General features: G+C 71.5%; 19 protein-coding genes. 3 read left to right on the top strand and 16 right to left on the bottom strand.

The annotated features are described in order from the left end of the window. Window positions 1–30 precede the first annotated feature (30 nt). Window positions 31–1,473 carry a hydrolase gene (locus OG780_RS38265; protein ID WP_328456047.1) on the bottom strand — a complete coding sequence of 481 codons (1,443 nt, stop codon included), beginning with the start codon at window positions 1,471–1,473 and terminating at the stop codon, window positions 31–33. A 254-nt stretch (window positions 1,474–1,727) separates the two neighbouring features. Here OG780_RS38265 and OG780_RS38260 point away from each other — a divergent pair, with 254 nt between their 5' ends. Then, the gene (locus OG780_RS38260) at window positions 1,728–1,991 is read left to right on the top strand and encodes a GlsB/YeaQ/YmgE family stress response membrane protein (protein ID WP_328456045.1); all 264 of its coding nucleotides are present in this window, start codon (window positions 1,728–1,730) and stop codon (window positions 1,989–1,991) included. Between the two features lie 125 nt (window positions 1,992–2,116). Then, window positions 2,117–2,998, top strand: coding sequence for a GNAT family N-acetyltransferase (locus OG780_RS38255; RefSeq protein WP_328456043.1), 882 nt, complete (start codon window positions 2,117–2,119; stop codon window positions 2,996–2,998). 203 nt (window positions 2,999–3,201) lie between these two features. Here OG780_RS38255 and OG780_RS38250 read toward each other — a convergent pair whose 3' ends face one another. From OG780_RS38250 to OG780_RS38195, 12 genes are all read right to left on the bottom strand, one after another. Further along, window positions 3,202–3,978, bottom strand: coding sequence for a GNAT family N-acetyltransferase (locus OG780_RS38250; protein ID WP_328456041.1), 777 nt, complete (start codon window positions 3,976–3,978; stop codon window positions 3,202–3,204). 163 nt (window positions 3,979–4,141) lie between these two features. Further along, window positions 4,142–5,470 carry an MFS transporter gene (locus OG780_RS38245; RefSeq protein WP_328456039.1) on the bottom strand — a complete coding sequence of 443 codons (1,329 nt, stop codon included), beginning with the start codon at window positions 5,468–5,470 and terminating at the stop codon, window positions 4,142–4,144. A gap of 301 nt (window positions 5,471–5,771) precedes the next feature. Continuing rightward, on the bottom strand, window positions 5,772–6,722 hold the full coding sequence (locus tag OG780_RS38240; RefSeq protein ID WP_328456037.1) for a catechol 2,3-dioxygenase: 951 nt from the start codon (window positions 6,720–6,722) through the stop codon (window positions 5,772–5,774). Between the two features lie 9 nt (window positions 6,723–6,731). Beyond that, on the bottom strand, window positions 6,732–7,820 hold the full coding sequence (locus OG780_RS38235) for a 4-oxalomesaconate tautomerase (protein ID WP_328456035.1): 1,089 nt from the start codon (window positions 7,818–7,820) through the stop codon (window positions 6,732–6,734). Window positions 7,821–7,893: 73 nt separating this feature from the next. Then, a complete protein-coding gene (locus tag OG780_RS38230; RefSeq protein ID WP_328456033.1) occupies window positions 7,894–8,604 on the bottom strand; it encodes a 4-carboxy-4-hydroxy-2-oxoadipate aldolase/oxaloacetate decarboxylase in 711 nt (236 codons plus the stop codon). After that, window positions 8,601–9,389 (bottom strand): PIG-L deacetylase family protein, encoded by a 789-nt coding sequence (locus OG780_RS38225; protein ID WP_328456031.1) that lies wholly within the window; start codon window positions 9,387–9,389, stop codon window positions 8,601–8,603. The genes OG780_RS38230 and OG780_RS38225 overlap by 4 nt, the downstream gene beginning before the upstream one ends. A 75-nt stretch (window positions 9,390–9,464) precedes the next feature. Then, the gene (locus tag OG780_RS38220) at window positions 9,465–10,115 is read right to left on the bottom strand and encodes a GntR family transcriptional regulator (protein ID WP_328456029.1); all 651 of its coding nucleotides are present in this window, start codon (window positions 10,113–10,115) and stop codon (window positions 9,465–9,467) included. A gap of 347 nt (window positions 10,116–10,462) precedes the next feature. Beyond that, window positions 10,463–11,536, bottom strand: coding sequence for an Ldh family oxidoreductase (locus OG780_RS38215; RefSeq protein ID WP_328456027.1), 1,074 nt, complete (start codon window positions 11,534–11,536; stop codon window positions 10,463–10,465). Window positions 11,537–11,556: 20 nt separating this feature from the next. Then, a complete protein-coding gene (locus tag OG780_RS38210; protein WP_328456025.1) occupies window positions 11,557–13,290 on the bottom strand; it encodes a thiamine pyrophosphate-dependent enzyme in 1,734 nt (577 codons plus the stop codon). Window positions 13,291–13,303: 13 nt separating this feature from the next. Beyond that, window positions 13,304–14,164, bottom strand: a complete 861-nt coding sequence (locus OG780_RS38205) for an amidohydrolase family protein (RefSeq protein WP_328456023.1) — start codon at window positions 14,162–14,164, stop codon at window positions 13,304–13,306. Between the two features lie 131 nt (window positions 14,165–14,295). Then, window positions 14,296–15,507 (bottom strand): L-2-hydroxyglutarate oxidase, encoded by a 1,212-nt coding sequence (lhgO, locus tag OG780_RS38200; protein ID WP_328456021.1) that lies wholly within the window; start codon window positions 15,505–15,507, stop codon window positions 14,296–14,298. A gap of 32 nt (window positions 15,508–15,539) precedes the next feature. Next, window positions 15,540–16,988, bottom strand: coding sequence for an aldehyde dehydrogenase family protein (locus OG780_RS38195; RefSeq protein WP_328456019.1), 1,449 nt, complete (start codon window positions 16,986–16,988; stop codon window positions 15,540–15,542). 208 nt (window positions 16,989–17,196) lie between these two features. Here OG780_RS38195 and OG780_RS38190 point away from each other — a divergent pair, with 208 nt between their 5' ends. Next, a complete protein-coding gene (locus OG780_RS38190) occupies window positions 17,197–17,484 on the top strand; it encodes a putative quinol monooxygenase (RefSeq protein WP_326789629.1) in 288 nt (95 codons plus the stop codon). A gap of 51 nt (window positions 17,485–17,535) precedes the next feature. Here OG780_RS38190 and OG780_RS38185 read toward each other — a convergent pair whose 3' ends face one another. Genes OG780_RS38185 through OG780_RS38175 form a run of 3 tightly spaced genes read right to left on the bottom strand, consistent with a single transcriptional unit; the run spans window position 17,536 to window position 19,928 of the window. Continuing rightward, on the bottom strand, window positions 17,536–18,558 hold the full coding sequence (locus OG780_RS38185; RefSeq protein ID WP_328456017.1) for a methionine synthase II (cobalamin-independent)-like protein: 1,023 nt from the start codon (window positions 18,556–18,558) through the stop codon (window positions 17,536–17,538). Between the two features lie 3 nt (window positions 18,559–18,561). Further along, window positions 18,562–19,149, bottom strand: a complete 588-nt coding sequence (locus OG780_RS38180; RefSeq protein WP_328456015.1) for a GlcG/HbpS family heme-binding protein — start codon at window positions 19,147–19,149, stop codon at window positions 18,562–18,564. Further along, window positions 19,146–19,928, bottom strand: coding sequence for an alpha/beta fold hydrolase (locus OG780_RS38175; RefSeq protein WP_328456013.1), 783 nt, complete (start codon window positions 19,926–19,928; stop codon window positions 19,146–19,148). The genes OG780_RS38180 and OG780_RS38175 overlap by 4 nt, the downstream gene beginning before the upstream one ends.

Genomic DNA, 19,928 nt, shown 5'->3' with positions numbered 1-19,928 from the left:
TTCCGGGCCCGCCCCTCGTCCGGCTCGCGCTCAGCTCACGTTGAGCGCGGTGTCGTCGAGGACGAACGACGTCTGGAGCGTGGAGCCCTCGACGCCGGTGAACTTGATCGTGACCGTCTGCCCGGCGTAGGTGGAGCCCAGGCTGAACGAGCGCTGCGTGTACCCGGACGCGGCGTTCAGGTTCGAGTACGTGGCCAGGGTCGACAGCACGGTACCGCTGCTGTTGACGACCTGGGCCTTGAGGGTGTCGTACGCCGTGCTCGTGGTCGTCTCGGCCGTGTCCACGTGCAGATAGAAGCTCAGGGTGGCCGAGCAGCCCGAGGGGATGGTCACGGACTGCGCGAGCGTGTCGGTGTTGGCCGAGCCGTAGCCGTTGAGCCAGGCCTTGTACGAACCGGTGCGGGCCGCCTCGTCGGCGCTGTTGGTGATAACCCCGCTGGTGGCGGTCCAGGACGTGCTGCCCGACTCGAAGCCCTGGTTGGCGAGCAGTTGCGCGGCCGTGCAGGTGCCACCGCCACCACCACCGCCGCTGGTCGTGCCGGCGAGCCAGTCGGTGGCGTTCAGGGCGAGGGCCTTGTTGGTGGCGCCGGTGTCGTTCCAGCCGTCGTACAGGGTGTTGCCGGACTGGCCGGTGCCGTCGTCGATCGGGGAACTGTCGCCCCAGAACGCGACCTTGCCGCTGCCGAACGTGCTGGTCGCGAAGAACGCGCCGGTGTTCCCGGAGTAACCGGTCCGGTAGAGCAGGCCCTTGACGGCCGAGTTGTCGGCCGGCTTGAGCGTGGCCGTCGTCCCGCTGGCGATCAGGCTCTTGGTGACGGTACCGAACGAGCCGTGCAGAATCGTGTTGGTGCTGTCGCTGATGGCGCTCGGATAGTCGGAGCTGATGCTCAGCGTGTCGATGGAGAAGCCGAACGGGTCGGTGCTGTCGACGCTGTTGTTGCTCATCAGGTCGTTGAAGATCTCGACCGCGTCGTAGCCGTCGCTGTTGCGGTCGGCTCCGGTGTGGTCGGAGATCATGAAGAGGCCGCCGCCGTTCTTGACGAACGTCATGATGGCGGTCTTCTCGGCCGTGGTGAACAGCGTGTTGGGCTCGGGCAGCACCAGCTCGTCGAAGTTCGACAGGTCGGTCGCGGCACTGCCCCCGTAGGTGAGGCTGGAGCCCGAAGGCAGCGTCTTCAGGCTGTAGTTTCCGGTGTTCTGCAGGGCCACGCCCCAGGAGGACAGGGCGCCCGTCCAGGAAGTCTCCGAGGTCGGGCTGGAGTTCTGGCCGAGCGGGTCGGGCTGGCTGGTGGAGATGATCCAGTCGGCGTTGCCCGCGGTCTCGGCGTGGCCGTTGTCGAACAGGACGCGGTGGGGGGTGGCCGCGCGGGCGGGAACAGCGGTGGCCGCCTGGAGCGCGGCACCCGTGACGAGCAGTCCGAACAGGCCCAGGGCGGTGGTGAGTCTGTGGCGGGACTTCCTGAATCCGAGCATCCGACGAACCTCCGGTGATGAGGGGGGAGAGGCGGTGCGGGCGCCAAGTCTGCGCGCGTAGAACGGAAGTTGACTGTCTCCCGTTCAACAGATTATTGAACGGTACATGTCCAAACGAGAGTTGCCCAGGGGGCGGACGGGGCGCGCCGCGGGCCCTCCGGCGGCATCCCCGCGAGTGCCCGCGCGGCGACGGACTGGCCGGGCCCGATGCGGGCAGATACATAACTACGGGGGACCGACCAGGAGGGGCGGAGATGGAGATCTCGGGCGTCATCAGTGCCATCGTCATCGGCATCGTCATCGGTGTACTGGGCCGGCTCGCCGTGCCGGGACGCCAGCGCATCGGCATCCTGTGGACGATCGTGGTCGGCATCGTGGCCGCGTTCATCGGGTCGGGGATCGCCGCCGCGTTCGGCGTCGCCGACACCAAGGGCGTCGACTGGATCGAGTGGCTCATTCAGATAGGCCTCGCCGCGATCGGCGTCACGGCACTGGACCGGGCCAGGGGGCGTCACTGAGCGGTCGGCGCCGGGCCGGAATCGGCTGACGGGCGGCGCTCGCCGAATTGCGTTGCCGGGCGGGGGTGTGTGCGGCTACGTTCTGCGGGTTTCGCATGCCTGCGCCGCCACTTCACGGAGACACCTTGCCGCCACGCATCACGCCGTTGACCGATCCCGGCTCCTCCCCCTCGAACCGACGACTGGCCTGGCTGGCCTCGGACGCCGAAGGGGTCCCGGTGGGCTCGGCGTTCCTTCGGCTGCCCGGCGGGAAGGGGCGGGACCATCGCGCCGAGCTGGAGATCGCGGTGCACCCGGCCGAGCGGCGTGCCGGAGCGGGCGGCGCCCTTCTGGACGCCGCCCTGACCGCCGCGCGGGGCGACGGACGCCGGTCGCTGGTCGCCCGCGTCACGGCCGGCTCCCCCGGCGAACCGTTTCTCACGGCCCATGGGTTCCGCCCGGTGCTGGCTCTGACGTTCGCCCGCCTCTCGCTGCCGGAACTCGACCTCGAAGCGGTGACCGCGATCGCCCGACGCCCGCACCCGGGGTACGCGTTGACGAGCTGGGACGGCGTCGTGCCGCCCGAACTGGCGCACACCTTCGCCGACTCCCGCCGGGCCATGGACGACATGCCGATGGAGGACAGCGACCACGGCATCGACGTCTGGGACGTCACGCGGGTCGTGGCCGTGGCCGAGGCCGTCCTCGAACGGGGCGACGCGCTGCACACGGTGGCCGTGGTGGACCGCTCGGACGGGTCCGTCGCCGGATTCTCGGAACTCGTCGTACCGGGCGGCGGGCGCGGCGACGCCCAGCACTACGGAACGGGCGTCCTGCCCGGACATCGCGGCCACGGCCTCGGGCTGTGGATGAAGGCGGAGTCGATCCGCGCAGCGCGTCTGCGGTACCCGGAACTCGCCGGACTGCTGACCGACACGGCCGACAGCAACGCGCACATGATCGGCATCAACGACGCGCTCGGCTATCGGCCGACCCACCGGGAGCTGGAATACCGGCTGGACCTCTGAGGGGCAGGCACTGGGACAGCGGCGCTACGGGGTGCCGGTCCCCTCGGCCCCGCGTCGACCCCGCGTCGGTCCCGCATCGGTCCCGGGGGCTCGGCCGGAGTTCCCGGCCGGGACCCGGCGCCCTACGACGGACTCCTGTGTCGGACGGCCGCCTTCAGCGCGGCGACATCACCCCCGGCCGCACGCGTCGACGGCGGCCGGGGTCACCCTTCGTACACGTACGGCGTGGTCGTGGTGAGCGGCTGGAAGCCCAGTCGGGTGAGGATGGGGCGGCTCTGGCTGGAGGCGTCGACCTGGACGTAGCGGTAGCCGCGCTCGGCGGCGACACGGGCCCGGTGGGCGACGAGGGCGCGGTAGATGCCCCGGCCCCGCCAGGCCTCGACGGTCCCGCCGCCCCACAGCCCGGCGAACCGGGCCCCCGGCGGGAGTTCCATGCGGGCCGCGCTGACCGGGACGTCTCCGACGAGCGCCACGACGGCGACGACCGTGTTCGCGTCGCCGGTGAGCTGGGCGAGCAGCTGGTGGCGCAGCAGGGTGCTGTCGCCGCCGAAGGCCTGCTCATGGACGTCGGCGACGAGGGCCACGCCCGCGCGGTCGGTGACCGGCAGCAGCCGTACTCCCTCGGGCGGTTCCCCGTCGAGGGCCAGATCGCTCAGCTCGGCGACCATCAGCGTCTCCTCGGGCTGGGCGGTGAAACCCGCGGCCCGCAGTCGCTGCCCCAGGTCCTCCGGCCGGTCGTGCCCGTACAGCTTCCACTCGAAGTCGCCCCCGAGCGAGGAGAAGAAGCGCACCTGTTCGGCGATCGCCGCGTCGGCGCCCGTCGCGTCGAGGTCGGACCAGACCACCCCGTTCCAGCCCTTGTCGGCGCCGACAAGGCGCACCACCTTGCCGACGCGCTCGACGCGGGCGCCCGGCGCGTCGGGCCGCGCGCCTTCCCGCATGTCCCTGTCGAACAGCGCCAGTACCGCTACGTGATCCATGGGGTCACTTCAACATCCCGGGACGAACGGGGCAACGGGATAAGGCGGTGTCCTCCCTGTTCATCACTCGCCAGGCGTCACCGCGCGTACGCCCCGGGCATGAGGGCGTCCGGGAGGGCCCTTCCGCAGGGCCTTCCCGGACGCCGGCTCTGCGCCGCTCCGGTCAGCCGGTGGCGGCCAGCTCCTGCTGCGGGACGGAACTCAGGGGCGTCGCCTGGACGCGGCGCAGGCCGGTCAGGCTGACGAACACCAGGGAGAAGACGCCCGCGAGGGCGAAGGCGGTGAAGCCCGCGGTGGTCGAGCCGGTGGCGAGCAGCTGGCCGCCGAGCCAGGGTCCGAAGACGGCGCCGAAGCGTCCCATTCCGGAGGTCCAGCCGACCGCGGTGGCACGGTTGTCGTCCTCGGAGCGGTGCGCCACCGTGGCGTAGATCATCGCCTGGGCGCTGAAGAGGAACATGCCGGTCAGGAAGACGACCGTGTAGGTGAGGGGCAGCGCCATCTTGAAGCTGAGGGAGTAGATCCCGACGGCGGTGGCGCCGAACCAGATCGCGGAGATGCGCGAGCCGCCGAACTTGTCGGTGAGGCGTCCGCCGATCAGCATGCCGACGATGCCGCCGAGGTTGATGACGATGACGAAGCCGATCGAGGAGCCGAGGTCGTAGCCGTTGGCCTTCATCAGCGAGGGCAGCCACTGCGAGACGCCGTAGACGAGGAGGAGACCGCCGAAGGACGCGATCCAGAAGAGCAGGGTCTGCATCCACCGGCCACCGCGGAACAGGGCGGTGACGGCGCTGAAGCGGTCGGCCACGGCCTGGCGCTCCTCGGCGCGGGCGGCCAGGTCGACCCCGTAACGGTCGGCGAGCGCGCGGGCCTCGTCGGTGCGGCCCTTGGCCTGGAGGAAGGACATCGACTCGGGCAGGAAGGCGGCCGCCAGCGGAACCCCGATGAACAGCGGTATCACGCAGATCCAGAAGGAGACCCGCCAGTCGCCCGTCCCGAGCGCCACGAATCCGGCGACGATGCCGCCGGCCTGGTGGGCGGTCATCAGGGAACCCACGATGAGGGCGCGGCGGCCCTTCGGCGCGTATTCGGTGACCATGGTGATCGCGCTCGGCAGCAGGCCGCCGAGGCCGAGGCCGGCCAGGAAGCGACCGAGGCTGAAGACGCCCAGGCTCCCGGCGGCGGCGCAGACCGCGGAGGCCAGCGAGAACACGGCGGTCGAGGTGACGATCGTCTTCTTGCGGCCGACCCAGTCACTGACGGTGCCCGAGCACAGGGCGCCGATCAGCATGCCGAAGGTGGCGTAGGAGCCGACGTCGCCGGCCTTGCCGGGGTCGATGCCGAGCGCCTTCGTCTCCAGCATGTGCGGCAGCACGGAGCCGTAGATGAACATGTCGAGGCCGTCGAAGAGGACGACCAGCCAGCAGAGGCCGACGACGATCGCGGCCAGTCTGCTGCCGCCGCGAGCGGGCAGGGCGAGGGAGGAGGACATCGTTGTTTCCTCTCGTCCAGGAGGTGGGGGCCCTGGAAGGGGATCGGGGACGCGGGTCGACGCGGCTCGTGCGGCTGACCCGATTGTGCGACAGACGCTAAGGAGTGGAGTCCCAGAGTGTCAACGTTTTTGTCAACAATCTGCGAAACAATCAGGCCACCTCTCGCGACCCTGGCACGGGCGACTGAGAGGCAGGTGAAAGCACGCACGGGCGGCACACGATCAGTGCCGCCCGTACGTGTGTACTGGCTGGAACGGTTCGCTCAAAAGATCGGCGCCCGACGCGACGCCATCGGGGTGGTCAGCCGATGGGCGGTGTGCCGTGGGTGTGGAAGGACTCGATGGTCTTCAGGCCCCAGGCCTGGCCCTTCTTCCGCTCGTTCTCGGTCCAGGTGACCAGGGGCCAGTCGGGGGCCAGGACGAGTCGGGTGAGCGGGTTGCACAGCTCGATGCGGTTGCCGCCGGGTTCGTAGACGTACAGGAAGAACGTCTGCTGGATGGCGTGCTTGTGCGGGCCCGTCTCGATGAACACACCCGTGTCGATGGCGAGGTCGGCGGCGCGCAGGATGTCCTCACGGGTGTCCGTGGCGAACGCGATGTGGTGCAGGCGCCCGCTCGAACCCGTCCAGTCCTCCGTGTAGACGACGTCGTACGACTTGTTGCTGAAGGTCAGCCACTGGGCGGCGATCCGGCCGCTGTCGAGCTGGATCTGCTCGGTCGGCCGGGCCCCGAGCGCGTCACGGACGAAGTCTCCGTTGGCGGCGACGTCGGAGGCGAGGAAGTTCACGTGGTCCAGGCGTCGTACGCCGACCCCGTGGCCGGGCTTGGCCTGCGGCTGGTTCTTCAGACCGGGCTTGAGATGGTCGGGCGCCTGGTACCACTCGCTCTCCCAGTACAGGGCGAGCTCGTGACCGTCGGGGTCGGTGGTGACGTAGAGCGGGCCGAGACCCGGCTCGTCGTTCACCCAGCGGCCCTCGCGGCCGGCGCTCTCGATCTCCTTGACCCGGCGCTGGAGGGCCTCCTCGCTGGAGGCGCGCAGGGCGGTGCGGCGGATGCCCGAGGTCGTGTGGGCGGTGAGGGTCAGGCTGTGGTGCTCGTAGTCGTCCCAGGTCCGCAGATGGACGGAGTCTCCTGAGCGGCCGTTCTCGGTCAGGCCGAGGTAGTCCGTGAAGAAGCGGACGCTGGCGTCCAGGTCGGGGGTGAGCAGTTCGACGTGCCCGAGGTGGGCGATGTCGCCGAGCGGCGGGGCCATGGGGCCTCCTTAAGGGTGATGTGCGGCTCCGGCCGGCCGGGGGAAGACCGTGCCGTCGAAGATCTTGCGTGCGGTGCGGACGACGGCGGTGCGCCGGGCCACGGGTGCGGCGCCCCCGGGGCCGTACTCGACACCTGCTTCGATGTCGAGGAATCCGGTGGGGTGTTCGATACGCAGCCGGTCGCCCCGTTCGGGCGGGCGCGCCACGCCGTGCCCGACGCCGCCCTCCAGGCGCAGCCCGGCGGCGACGCTCGCTGCGCCGAGGACGCCGATGGAGGTGTGGCAGCGCACCGGGATGAAGGTGCGGGTCATGACGGCTCCGCCGGCGCGGGGCGGGGCGAGCAGGGTCAGCTTGGGCACGGTGGCGTTCTCGACGTCCCCGAGACCCATCAGCTTGCCCGCTTCCAGGCGGATCTCGCGGAGCCGGTCGGCCAGCGTCAGATCCTCCTCCAGGTCCTTGGGGGCCTCGTACCCGGTGACGCCCAGCGAGGACGCGGCGATCAGCACGGTCGGCATGCCGTTGTCCACACAGGTCACCGGGATGTCGGCGACGATGTCCCGGGCATGGCCGGTGGGCAGCAGCGGGCTGCTGCCCACCGGGAACTCGATCACCACGGGGGCGGCGGTCCCGGGCACCCCGGAGATCTCGGCGGAGCCCCTGTAGACCACGCGCCCGCCCTCGGTGGGGAAGCTCGCGACCGCGAGGTCCCCGGAGTTGACCATGCGGATGCGTACCGAGGTACGGCCTTCCCTCGGCTCGACCAGTCCGCGTTCGACGGCGAACGGGCCGACCCCGGCGAGGATGTTGCCGCAGTTCTGATGGTCCGACACCTCCGCTTGGTCGACGGCGACTTGGAGAAAGAGGTAGTCGACGTCGGCGGCGGGGTCCGCGGAGACCGAGACCACGGCCACCTTGCTGGTCAGCGGGTGGGCGCCGCCCAGGCCGTCGATCTGGCGCGGGTCGGGGCTGCCCATCACGCGCAGCAGCAGATCGTCGCGTTCGGCGGCGTCCCGGGGAAGGTCCCCGGCGAGGAAGTAGGCGCCCTTGGAGGTGCCGCCGCGCAGGAGCATGCAGCGCACCTCGTCGGGCCCGCTCATGCCGTGGCTCCGTCCGGGAAGCGGGGCCCGCTCATGACCCGGCTCCCGGATCCGGCCCGGAAGCGGGGCCCGCTCATGGCGTGGCTCCGTCCCGCACGTAGTCGTCGTACGACGTGTAGGTCACGCCCAGGCGGACCAGGGTCTCGCGCAACCCGTAGCGGTCCAGGCCGAGTTCGCCGTCGAGGAAGGCGGCGCGGGCCAGCGCCTCCTTGCGCTCGCGGGCCGCGGAGGCCTCGGCGACCTCGCGGGCTTCCTCGCGCGGCACGCACACCACGCCGTCGTCGTCCGCGAGGATCACGTCGCCGGGCCGGACGATCTGACCGCCGATGGCCACCGGCACGTTCACGGAGCCGCCGGTCGCCTTCACTGTGCCCTGCGGACTGACAGCGGCGGACCAGGCGGCGAAGCCCATCTCCCGCAGTTCGGCGGTGTCCCGGATGCCGGCGTTGATGACCAGCCCGCGCACACCGCGCCGTTGGAGCGCGGTGGCGAACAGCTCGCCGAACATGCCGTCGGTCGAGGGCGAGGTGGTGGTGACGACGAGGACGTCACCCTCTCCGCACTGCTCCACAGCGGCGTGGATCATGAGGTTGTCGCCGGGCCAGGACAGGACGGTGACCGCGGTGCCCGCGACCCGGACGCCCTGCTGGACGGGGCGCAGACGCGTGCCGAGCAGGCCGGTGCGGCCCATGGCCTCGTGCACGGTCGCGGTGCCGTATCCGGCGATCGCCTCGACGTCCTTCGCGTCCGCCTTCGGCGGGCCGGTGACGATCACGCCGCTCATGCCAGCTCCTTCGCGATCTGCGGGTAGGGACGCATGAACGCCTCGGCCATGGTCTTGTGGGCCAGGCCCAGGTTGGGGCCGGCGTTGCGCTTGAGCTGGACACCTCGCCGCACGGCGAGGTCGGTGTAGTAGTCCCACAGGTGCTGCTGGGCGCCGAGGCACTCCATCGCCTTGCGCTTGGTCTCCCACACCTCGGTGATGTCGAGGAGGACCTCGGGCCTGAAGCCGCTCATCTCGGGCTGGTGGGGCTCGAAGTAGAAGACGGGCGGGGCGCCGATGATCTCGCCCTCGCCGGGATAGCCGATGGCCTGGGCGAGGACCCGGGCCTCCAGCGCCATGCGGCTGGCGGCGGGATGGTCGCCGTTGTACGGGTCCTCGGTCGGGTGGGTGAGCACGACGTCCGGCTGGGTCTCGCGGTAGACCGTCACCAGGCGGTCGGTGAGCTCGGCGGTGACGGTCAGCGGGTAGTCGCCGGCGTCGAAGAAGCGGACCGTGGCGCCGAGCGTGGCGGCGGCCTTCTCGGCCTCCTCACGGCGTATCGCCTTGATCTCGTCGAGCTTCTTGCCCTCGCGCCAGGCCTTGGCGGACTCACCGCGCTCGCCGAAGGTCAGACACGCGATGGTGACCTTCTCCCCGCGGGACGCGGCCAGGGCGATGGCGCCCCCTGCCCGCCACACGAAGTCTCCGGCGTGCGCGGTGACGACGAGCGTCGATCGTGACGGGCTCCCCCCGGGCTCGGGCGGGGCCGGGGGCTCGGGGGTGGCGGGCGCGTAGCCGTGCGTCATCGCAGCAATCTCCTTGGTGGACAGGTGGGCGCCCGCCTCGGCTGTCCGTCGCACCGCGCGTCGCCGCGCGGTGCGTCAGTCGCGCAGTGCTTCGATCACACTGCCGAGGTGAGCGCGGACGGCCGCTTCGGCCGCCTGCGGGTCCCTGGCCGCGATCGCCTCGATCATGGCCAGGTGTTCACTCAGGGACTGCTGCGCGCGACCGGGACGCAGCGCCAACTGGAAGCGGTGGCGAACCAGTTGGGCGTTGAGCCGTTCCAGGAGTTCCACGGCCGTCCGCTGGCCGGAGAACTCCCTGATCCGGGCGTGTACTTCGTGGTTCAGCTCGGAGTAGGTGATGGGTTCACCGTCGCCGACCGCCTTGACCATGGCAGCGCCCAGGTCGGCCAGCTCGGCGAGCTGGTCGTCGGTGGCCAGGACGGCCGCCTTGGCGGCGCAGAGACCTTCGAGGGCCATACGGCACTCGGTGATGGCGACCGCTTCCTCCACGGTCACCACCCGGACGCGTGATCCGCGGTTGCGGATCCGTTCGACCAGTCCCTCCGATTCCAGCTCGATCAACGCCGCCCGCGCGCTGGCCCGGGTGACACCGAACTGCTCGGCGAGTTCGTTCTCCACCAGCCGCTGGGCCGGTGCCATCTCTCCGCGCAGAATCGCCTGCCGCAGCTGCACCAACGCGTGCTGCTTGGCCTGCTCGCCGGTGCCTGGACGGGCTTCCGTCTGCATTGCGCCCTCCCTGAGTGAGTGCCTGTCGAACGTAAATCTAGACCAACAAGATTGTCAACAATTTTGTTCGGCATGTTGCCGACCGTACGGCGGCGGAACCCTCGGGTCCGCCACCGCTCCGGAAGACGCAGGGTCCGTGCCGGAGCCGGGGCGGACCCGAGGCCGGCCGGAGGGGCGCTCATCTCGTGCGACGCGACCGCTGTGGGTCCGGCGCGTTCAGGTACAGGCCCGGCGCGTTCACGGCACCGGCCGGGCCGGGCGCCGGCAGCGGAGCGGCCCGGTGCCGCGGCAGACGGACAGCGTCTGCCGCGGCACCGGGCCGCCGGAGGTACGAAGACGTCCGGGAGCTACCCCCGGACCTCGGGCACGGTGATGCCGAACCCGGCCGCGCTCTCGGTCAGTTCGCGCCACACCTTGGCCGCCACGGGCACCCCCTCCCCCGCGCGCCGCGCCCCGACCGAGGCGCTGCGCTCCCCCGGGTAGAACACGCCCTGCGCTCCGTCCGCCGGAGTCAGCGCCTTGAGCGTGGCGAGCGTGGCGTCGACGGCCGCGGTGAACTCGCCGGCGTCACCGAAGGCCGCCGGGTCGATGGCGACGATCAGCGCGTTCTGGCGGTGCTTGCGGCCTTCGGGATCGTCGGAGTGGAAGGCGGCGAAGATGGGAGCGCCGACGAGGACGCTGGTCAGCAGCTCGAAGGCGAGCGACATGCCGGACCCCTTGGCGCCGCCCAGCGGCAGCGGCATGACCGCCTTGTCCGGATCGGTGGTGGGGGTGCCGTCCCCGGTGGCGGCGGCGCCTTCGGGCAGCGGGGTGCCGCTCGCCCGGGCCTGCCGGATCCTGCCCAGGGCGATGGTGGCGGTGGCCATGTCGAGAAGCAGCGGAGCATGACTCCTCGCCGGTACGGCGACGGCGAGCGGGCTGGTCGCGACCGCCGCGCCCTTGACCCCGGTGTAGCCCATGTTGGGCATGCCGGCGACGAACGCGATGCCGATCAGGCCCTGTTCGGCGATCTTCGAGACGTAGTAGCCGATGGCACCGGTGTGCACGGTGCGGCGCACTCCGACGGCCGCGACGCCGCTCGCCCGGGCCCGGATGACCGCCTCCCGGGCGGCGGCGGTGAGGGCCACCGGCCCTGGCGCTCGGTCGGCGTCGAGGACGGCGACGGCCGGGGTGCTCGACTCGACCGTGATCTCGGGACTGGCGTTGGCCACCCCCTTGGAGAGCAGCTCCAGGTAGGCGGGGACACGCGCGGTGCCGTGGGAGTCGACGCCGCGCAGCGCGGCCCAGACGAACACGTCGGCGGTGGTACGGGCGTGCTCGGGGCCGAGGCCGCCCTTCTCGAGGAGGGCCGCGGCGAATCCGCGGAGCTCCTCTGCGGGGACGAGCACCTTGCCCGGCTCGGGCGTTGGGGTGTCGGTCATGGTGGCGGGTGCCTCCTGGATCAGCGGGTGACGAGGACGTCGACGACGGCGGTGGTCCCCTCCGCCACCGCCTTGAGCGCGCGCTCCAGGGCGGGGGCGAGCGCGTCCGGCGCGTCGACGGTCTCGGTGTGCATGCCGAACGGCTCGGCGAACCGGGCGAGCCGGGGCAGCCGGCGCAGGTCGGTGCCGAGCCACTCGCCGGTCTCGGCCGCCGCGCCCTCGGGGTAGAACCGGCGATGGTTGAGGTTCATCGACTTGTAGACACGATTGTTGAAGACCACGATCAGCAGCGGCAGTCCGTACGCGTTCGAGGCGTCGTACGACGGGATGACCGGGTTGTACGCGAAGGCGCCGTCGCCGATCGTGAGGACCACGGGCCTTTCCCGCGCGGCGAGTTTGACGCCGAGCGCGACCGCGATGCCCTGGCCGAGTCCGCCCTGGACGTAGAAGTACGCGTCGGGCTCGGAGGTCTGCAGATGGCGTTTGACGACACGGCTGTGCGTGATCGTCTCGTCGACGACGATCGCGTCCTGCCCGTCCAGGAGCCCGCGCAGGGTGGCGGCGACGTGCACGGGGTCGACGCCCTCGGAGAGCGCCGCCTTCACCTCGGCGGCCGCGATGGCGGCCTGTTCGTCCGCGTGCCGCTCCTCGTGCTCCGAGCGGCGCGCGGTGACGGCGGCCGTGGCCTCGGGGTCCGTCGGCCGTGTGTGCGCCCGCTTGGCGAGCTGGCGCAGGGTATTGGCGACGTTTCCTTCCAGATAGCGGTCGGCGAAGAGGACTTGGTAGGCGACGTGCGGGCGTTGCGGAACCTCGTCGATGACGACGATCCGCGCCTTGGACGGGCGGCGCGACGGCGGATAGAAGGGGGCGCGGCAGTTGACGAGGAGGATGAGATCGGCCTCGTCCATCCAGGGGCCGATGTCCGAGCCCGCGTGCAGCGGGTGGGTGCGCGGGAAGTTGCCGCACACCGCCGAGTCGGGTTCGACGACCGGGAGGTTCCAGGCCTCGGCGAAGGCGACCAGGGCCTCGAAGCCGCCCGCCTCACGGCCCGCCGTCTCGGTGACGACCACCGGGACGGCCGCTTCGCGGATCAACTCGGCTACGAGGTCGGCCTCTTCGGGGGAACTGTGGGTCGAACCCGGTGGGACGACGGGCTTGGCCTCGCGGCCGTCCCACTCCTCCAGCAGGATCTCCAGCGGGACGTTGAGGTAGACCGGTCCGGCCGGTGCCCGCCAGGCCAGCTCGGCCGCCCGCGTGACCATGGAGGGCAGGGTGTGCACCCCGGCGGCCTCGTTGGACCACTTGGTGAACGGCCTTGCGACGCCGTGCGGTCCGCCCACGATGGACAGGTTGCGGTACCACTGGCCGCCGGGGTCCTGTCCGGGTCCGTCGCCGTAGGTGGTCGACTCCGAGGAGGCGACCACCATGGGGACGCCGGCCAGCAGGGCGCCGTGGACGGCCATGGAGCCCTGGAGCAGGCCGGGGGCCGCGTGCAGGAGCACGGCCTGGGGGCGGCGGGCGAGCAGACCGTAGCCGGTGGCCATCCCGACGGCGACCGTCTCGTGGGTGAGGTCCAGGTACTGGGGAGCCGGCTCGCCGTCGCGGTGGCGCCGGGCCAGGGACTCCCAGACCGGGGCCCATTCCGACCCCGACGAGCAGAAGACGTAGTCGGCGCCGACGGCGTTGAAGGCCGACACGAGCGCTTCACCGCCGTCCTTGCCGCCGGCACCCGGTGTGTTCTCGGTGTCCGTCATCTCCGGTACGCCCTCAGCCTTCGATCGGCCAGTCGAGGACCTCGGAGATGCCGCGGCCCAGAATCCACTCCAGTTCCTCGGGCGTGAAGTCCCAGTGCTGGGTGAACTGCTCGATGGTGTCGGTGTAGGTGATGCCGTGGCCCAGCAGACGGGTGATGTCGGTGCCGTAGAAGCACCGCCGGGGGCCCAGCTTGTCGACCATCTCGCGCACGTACTTCTCGATGTTCCTGTTCGGGAAGGGCTGCGTCGAGTAGCCGGGGAGCGCCGAGACCTTGACGTAGATGTTCGGGTGGACGGCCAGGTCGGCGGTCTCCTGGACCCAGTAGCCGATCGCGTCGTCCACGCAGCGGGCCATGATGCCCATGTGGTCGATGATGATCTTCAGCCCGGGGTGCTTGGCGGCGATCTCGCCGAGCTCGCGCTTCCAGATCGGGGCGTGGACCATGGTGGGGATGCCGAGTTCCTCGGCGATCGGCCAGTACCAGTCGTTGGTGCCGTCGATCATCCAGTTGCGGTCCTGCGGACGGTGGAAGGTGAGTCGGGTCCCCTTGATGTGCGGGTTCCGGGCGAAGTCCTTCAGCATCGCGGTGCCCTCGACGGCGTCGTCCTGCGGGACGCGGGCCATGATGCCGAAGCGGTCCGGGTGGGCCTCGCAGGCCTCGAGGGCGTAGTCGATGCGGTTGCCCTCCCAGGACGGGGGCAGGATCAGCGCCCGGTTGACGCCCGCCTCGTCCATCAGCTCGAGGGCCTCCTCGTAGGAGAACGGGTCCTCGCGGTGTCCGTTGAGGCGGATGCGCTCCCGTGCGCCGGGGACCCAGGGGCGGTCCGGGGTCTCTTCCTTCCAGATGTGGATCTGGGTGTCGACAACGAACATGTCATCTGCCGTTTCTCTGCGGAGGGGTACCGGGGTGGTGCGGAGGGAACGCTAGGTCGGCGAAAGGCCTTTGCCGAGCGCTGGGGGCGCAAGCAGTTCTTGCGCGGAAGTGCCCTGCGCACGGGGCATGTTCAGGTTGCGCGGGTGTCGCCGAGGACGGTGTCGGCGATGTGTTCCGCGATCGCCATCGAGGAGGTCGCGGCGGGCGAGGGGGCGTTGCGTACGGCGGTGACGCCACCGGCCTGGTGGATGACGAAGTCGTCCACCAACGAGCCGTCCCTGCCGAGCGCCTGGGCTCGTACGCCGGCCCCGCCGCGCACCACGTCGGCGGCGTGGATGGCGGGGACGTACGCCCTGGCGGCCTTCATGTAGGCGTCCACCGACAGTGAGCCGCGTATCTCCTTGACGCCGGTGCGCCAGTGTTCCCTGGCCAGACGCCACATGCCGGGGAAGCGGGCGATGCGGGCGAGTTCGCGGACGTCGATGTCGGAGCGGCGGTAGCCCTCGCGGGCGAGGGCGAGGACCGCGTTGGGTCCCACCTCCACGTCGCCGTTCACTCGGCGGGTGAAGTGCACGCCGAGGAAGGGGTAACGCGGGTCGGGCACGGGGTAGATGAGGCCGCGGACCATGTGCGCCCTGCTCGGGGTGACGGTCATGTACTCGCCGCGGAAGGGGACGATGCGCGGCTCGTCCCCGTCGTCGGCCAGCCGGGCGACACGGTCGCTCTGGAGTCCCGCGCAGAGCACCAGGCGGCCGGCGCGCAGGGTTTCGCCACCGGAGCCGACCTCGATGCCCCCGCCGTCGAGGCGGGTGACGCGGGTCACCGGGAATCCGAGCCGCACCTCGCCGCCGGAATCCACGACGTCCCGGGCGAACGACCGGGCGACGGCGGTGTAGTCGGTGATGGCGGTACGCGGTGAGTGCAGGGCCGCCCGGCCCACGGCGTACGGCTCGATCTCATGGATCTCGTCCGCGTGGACCCGGCGCAGGCCCGGCACCCTGTTCTCCAGGGACGTGGCGTACAGGGCCTCCAGACGCGGCACCTCGTCGTCCGTGACGGCGACGACGAGCTTGCCGCACTCGTCGTAGGGCAGGCTCCGGTCCTGGCAGTACGTCCGGATCATCGCCATGCCCTTGGTGCACAGACGGGCCTTCAGGCTGCCGGGTCTGTAATAGATCCCGGCGTGCACCACGCCCGAGTTGTGACCGGTCTGGTGGACGGCGACCTCGTGCTCCTTGTCCAGGACCACGACCCGCGTACCGGGCCGGCGCAGGGCGATCTCCCGTGCCGTGGCCAGACCCACGATCCCGGCGCCGACGACGGCGATCGTCTCGTCAGCCATCCGCTCTCCTCCTCTCACCGCTCACGGCCCCTTCAGGCACCGAAGTGGATGGCGACGGTCTTGACCCGGGTGTAGAAGCGCAGCCCTTCCTCGCCCTGCTCCTTGAACGGCGAGCCGGAGTCGCGGAAACCCCCGAACGGGTGGTGGACGTCCCAGCCGGAGGTGGTGGTGTTCACCGCGATCTGGCCGCACTCCACCTCGTCCGCGAACCGGTGGGCGGCGCCCAGGTCCTGGGTGAACACGGCGGCGGCGAGGCCGAAGACCGAGTCGTTGACCGCCTCGACCGCCTCGTCGAAGGAGTCCACCGCGCGCAGCGCGACGACCGGTCCGAACACCTCCTCGCGCCAGATGTCGAGGTCCGGGGCCACGTCCGCGAGCACGGTCGGGTTGACGTAACAGCCGTGGCTCAGGGCTTCGTCCGTGGGCCGGTCGCCGCCGGCGAGGACCGTCGCGCCCTGCTTGACGGCGCGCTCGATGTCGGAGAGGACGCCGTCCCGCTGCCGGGCGCTGACCAGCGGCCCCATCGTGGTGCCGGCGGCGAGTCCTGGTCCGACGCGCAGGGTGGCGGCCTCGGCGAGCAGCAGCGCGGTGAACTCCTCGTACACGGGCCGCTCGACGACGACCCTGCTGGTGGCCGTGCAGCGCTGGCCCGCCTGGGCGAAGCCGGCGGCGGCCACGGCCTTGGCGGCGGCCCCCAGGTCGGCGTCGGCGAGGACCACGGTGGCGTTCTTGCCGCCCAGCTCGCCCTGGAAGCGGACGTTCGTGTGGGCGAGCGCGGCCCGCAGGCCCTCGCCGACCTCGTTGCTGCCGGTGAAGGTGACCGCGGCGAGGCGCGGATCGCCGAGCAGTGCCCCGGAGATCTCCGCGCCGCGTCCGGTGACCACGCCCAGGACACCGGCGGGCAGCCCCGCGTCGTGCAGGGCGCGGGCCAGGTGCAGGGCGGCCTGGGGGGTGTCGGTGGCCGGCTTGAGGATCGCCGCGTTGCCCGCCGCGAGGCACGGGGCCAGCTTGCGGGCCGGGGTGATCAGCGGGTCGTTCCAGGGGGTGATCGCGAGGACGACGCCGACCGGCTCGCGCTGGTGGTGCGTGCGGGTGTCCGGGCGTACGTCGTGCACGAGCGTGCCGTAGCCCTGGCGGGCGAGACCCGCGTAGTACTCCAGGAAGTCGGCTGCCTTGAGGGTCTCTCCCGTCGCCTCGGCGCGGGTCTTGCCCATCTCGGTGCTGAGGTCCTCGGCGATCTCCGCGACGCGCTCGCGCAGCAGCCGGGCCGCGTCCGTCATGATCCGGGCGCGCTCGAACGGGCTGGTGCGCTTCCAGACGGAGAAGCCCCGCTCGGCGTGGTCGTAGGCGTCGGTGACATCGGCCGCCCTCAGCGCGGGAACGCGGGCCACGGGGGCGCGCAGATCGGCGGGGTCGTGGACGTCGATCCACGCGCCGGTCGCCACCCACTCCCCACCGAGGAGGGTTTCCAGGGTTCGCATCAAGATCACTTCTCTCGTCCGCCGCGGTGCGGGGCCGCGGTCAACCGGGTGGTACGGCCGCAGGGGCCGCACCGACAACACACGAGCGGGGGCCGGGTCGGCCAGTCCCGCGGCGGCAGACATTGCTTGCGCGCCGCGCGGGTCGCTCATCAGGGGATTCGTGCTGGAATCGGCGGGCCCGACGACCCCGCTCCTACGGAGGACACCCATGGCTCTCGCCGTCGTCGCCCACTACCGCTGCGCGCCCGCCGACGCGGACACCGTGCGCGCGGCGCTTCTGAAGATGCGCGAACTCACCCCCGGCGAGCCGGCGAACCTCGCCTACGAGGTGCACGCCGAGGTGGACCGGCCGGGGTCGTTCGTGCTCTACGAGCGGTACACGGACCGCGCGGGCTTCGAGGCGCACCGGGCGGCGGACCACTTCACGGAGTTCATCGTGGGCGTCGTCCTGCCGCTGCTCACGGAACGCACGGTGACGTTCGCCGAGGTGCTGTGAACCGCCGGCCGGGAGGCCTCTCGTGGCTCCCGGCCGGCATCGGTCACCGGGTCAGAACTCGTTGCCCCAGCAGTAGCGGGCGAGAGTCTCCACGAGGACCAGTTTGCGGCGCTGGTCCTCGGCGCCGAGGAGCGGTCGCGTCGCGACGTCGGCGAAGCCGCGGGACGGCGAGAGGGCCATGTCCTCGATGTCCTTGATCTCGGCGCCGGCGTCGATGCGGGCCAGCACCGTGTCGATCGCCTCCAGCTCGGGGGTGGTCGGGTCCACGACCCCGAGGCACGCGTCCCGGTCCTCCGGCAGTGCCCTGAGCAGGTCGAGTTCGGCGGCCGTCCCCTGGTCGTACGGGAGGATCCAGCGGTCGGCCGGGATGTCGCCGTACAGCCGCTCGGCCCTGGCCCGGTCCACCGTGCCCGGTGCCCGCCAGCCGGGGCAGACGCCGATCCGTACGCCCTCGGGGCGCTCGTCCAGGCGCACCGCGAGTGCCTCCACGGCGAGCGTGTCCTCGAAGGTCAGCGCGTCGGCGGTGGCCTGCTCGGCCCCGATGTGGCCGAGCAGCAGGGGGTTGTCGAGCTGGATCAGCCGGACCCCGCGGGAGACGAGCCGTCCGATCTCCGCGTGGATGATCTCCGCCAGTGCTTCGCCGAGTTCGCGGGCCGAGGCCGGACCGCCGGAACCGGCGAGAGCGGGGTCGAAGGTGGTGGCGGCGAGGTAGGCCGGGGACGGCAGGGACACCTTGGGCGCGATGACCGTCAGCTCGGCCAGCCGGGCCGCCCGGTCGGCCGGCAGGGGACCGTCGGCCTTGGGCAGGGACTCGGCCACCCAGCGGGACAGTCCGTCGGGTCCGGTGTCGCCGGTACGGCGGAAGCCGGAGACGGCGCCGAGGACGGCACCGCGGAAGTCCTCGCGCGGGAAGTCGCCGTCCGTGACGACGGTGGAACGCACCCTGCGCTGGAGGGCCACCGCCTCCTTGAGGGCGTCGTCCAGTGCCGCGGGGTCGTCGCCCCGGTCCGTGAGGCCGGCCGGGCGGACCAGGCTGCCGTGGTGGTCGATGCGGTAGTTGAACGTGTCAGCCATGGCTCAGGCACCCTTCTCGGTGTTCTCGGCGTTCCGTGCCCTCTCGGGGCCGTCGGCGTTCCGTGCCTGCCCAGCGCCGTCGGCGTTCCGTGCCTGCCCGGCGTGCTCGGCGCTCCGTGTCTTCCCGTGGTCGCCGGCCGCCGTGCCCGCGACACCCCAGGCCGCGAACTCCAGTTCGTAGCCGAGGGATTCGAGGACCTCGTCGGCGACCCGCTGGTCCTCGTCCGCGGTGCCGCCCGCGATGCCGAGTCCGCCGATGATCTCGCCGTCCTTCTTGATGGTGACGCTGCCCTCGGTGGCCATGATGGGCAGGGCGGCGCCCGGGAGCTGGGAGAGCTGCGCGAAGAAGACCGGCTGGCTCTCCTGCCACTTCTTCAGCATCTTTCCGGGGCGCTGCATCACGGCCGCGGTGTACGCCTTGGCGCGGGCGATGTCCGGGGTGAGGGGGCGGGCGCCGTCGCAGCGGCGGACACTGACGACGAAGCCGCCCGCGTCCACCACGGCGACGCTGACCGCCTTCCCGAGCGCCTGGGCCCGCTTCAGCGCGGCGGCGACGATCTCATCGGCGGCGTCGAGGGTGAGGCTGCTCATGCGGGTTCCTTCTGTCCGAGGGTGCGGCGCAGGTGCGCGACGGCCCGGTTGTAGGGGCCGGGTGTCTCCCAGTACATGGAGTGCGGGGCCTCCGGGACGATCTCCAGCCGGGAGCCCGGGAGCAGTTCGTGGGCGCGGGTCACGGTCTTCACGCTGAGCACCGCGTCCTTCTCGCCGAGCAGGAAGGCGATCTCGACGCCCGACGCCTCGATGTCCCGCAGCGAGGGGCCGTCCGTGTCGAGGTTGCGCAGGTCGGCCATCCTGGCGACGTTGAAGGTGCCCATCTGCTGGAAGAGGAAGGTGCGGTCGGCGTGCTCCCGCTGGAAGCGCCGGGTGAGCAGCCGGTCGATGACGGGCAGCTTGACGGCCTCGGCGCGGTCGGCCGCGGCCAGTTCGCGCAGTTCGGGGTGGCTGATGCCGCCGAGGGAATGGCCGAGGACGACGGCCCCGACCCGGTCGGGGCGCAGCAGGCCAGCGCGCAGGGCGGCCACCGAGCCGATGGACTGGCCCACCAGCATCACATCGGTGAGGTCCTCGGCGTCCAGGACGGCGAGGACGTCACCGGGGAAGTCCTGGCCGTCGAACTCCGGCATGGAGGAGTCGGACTTGCCGAAGCCGCGCAGGTCCATGGTGACGACGGTGAACTCGTCGCGCAGCGCGGCCACTTGCTGCCACCAGGCGGCGTGGTTGCCGCCGCTGCCGTGCACGAAGAGGATCACCGGACCGCTGCCGTGGCGCTCGTAGTAGAGGGAGGTGCCGTCGGAGTCGGCGAAAGGCAT

The organism is Streptomyces sp. NBC_00386 (assembly GCF_036063235.1).
GTDB lineage: Bacteria > Actinomycetota > Actinomycetes > Streptomycetales > Streptomycetaceae > Streptomyces.
This window is presented reverse-complemented; position numbering and strand designations above follow the sequence as displayed.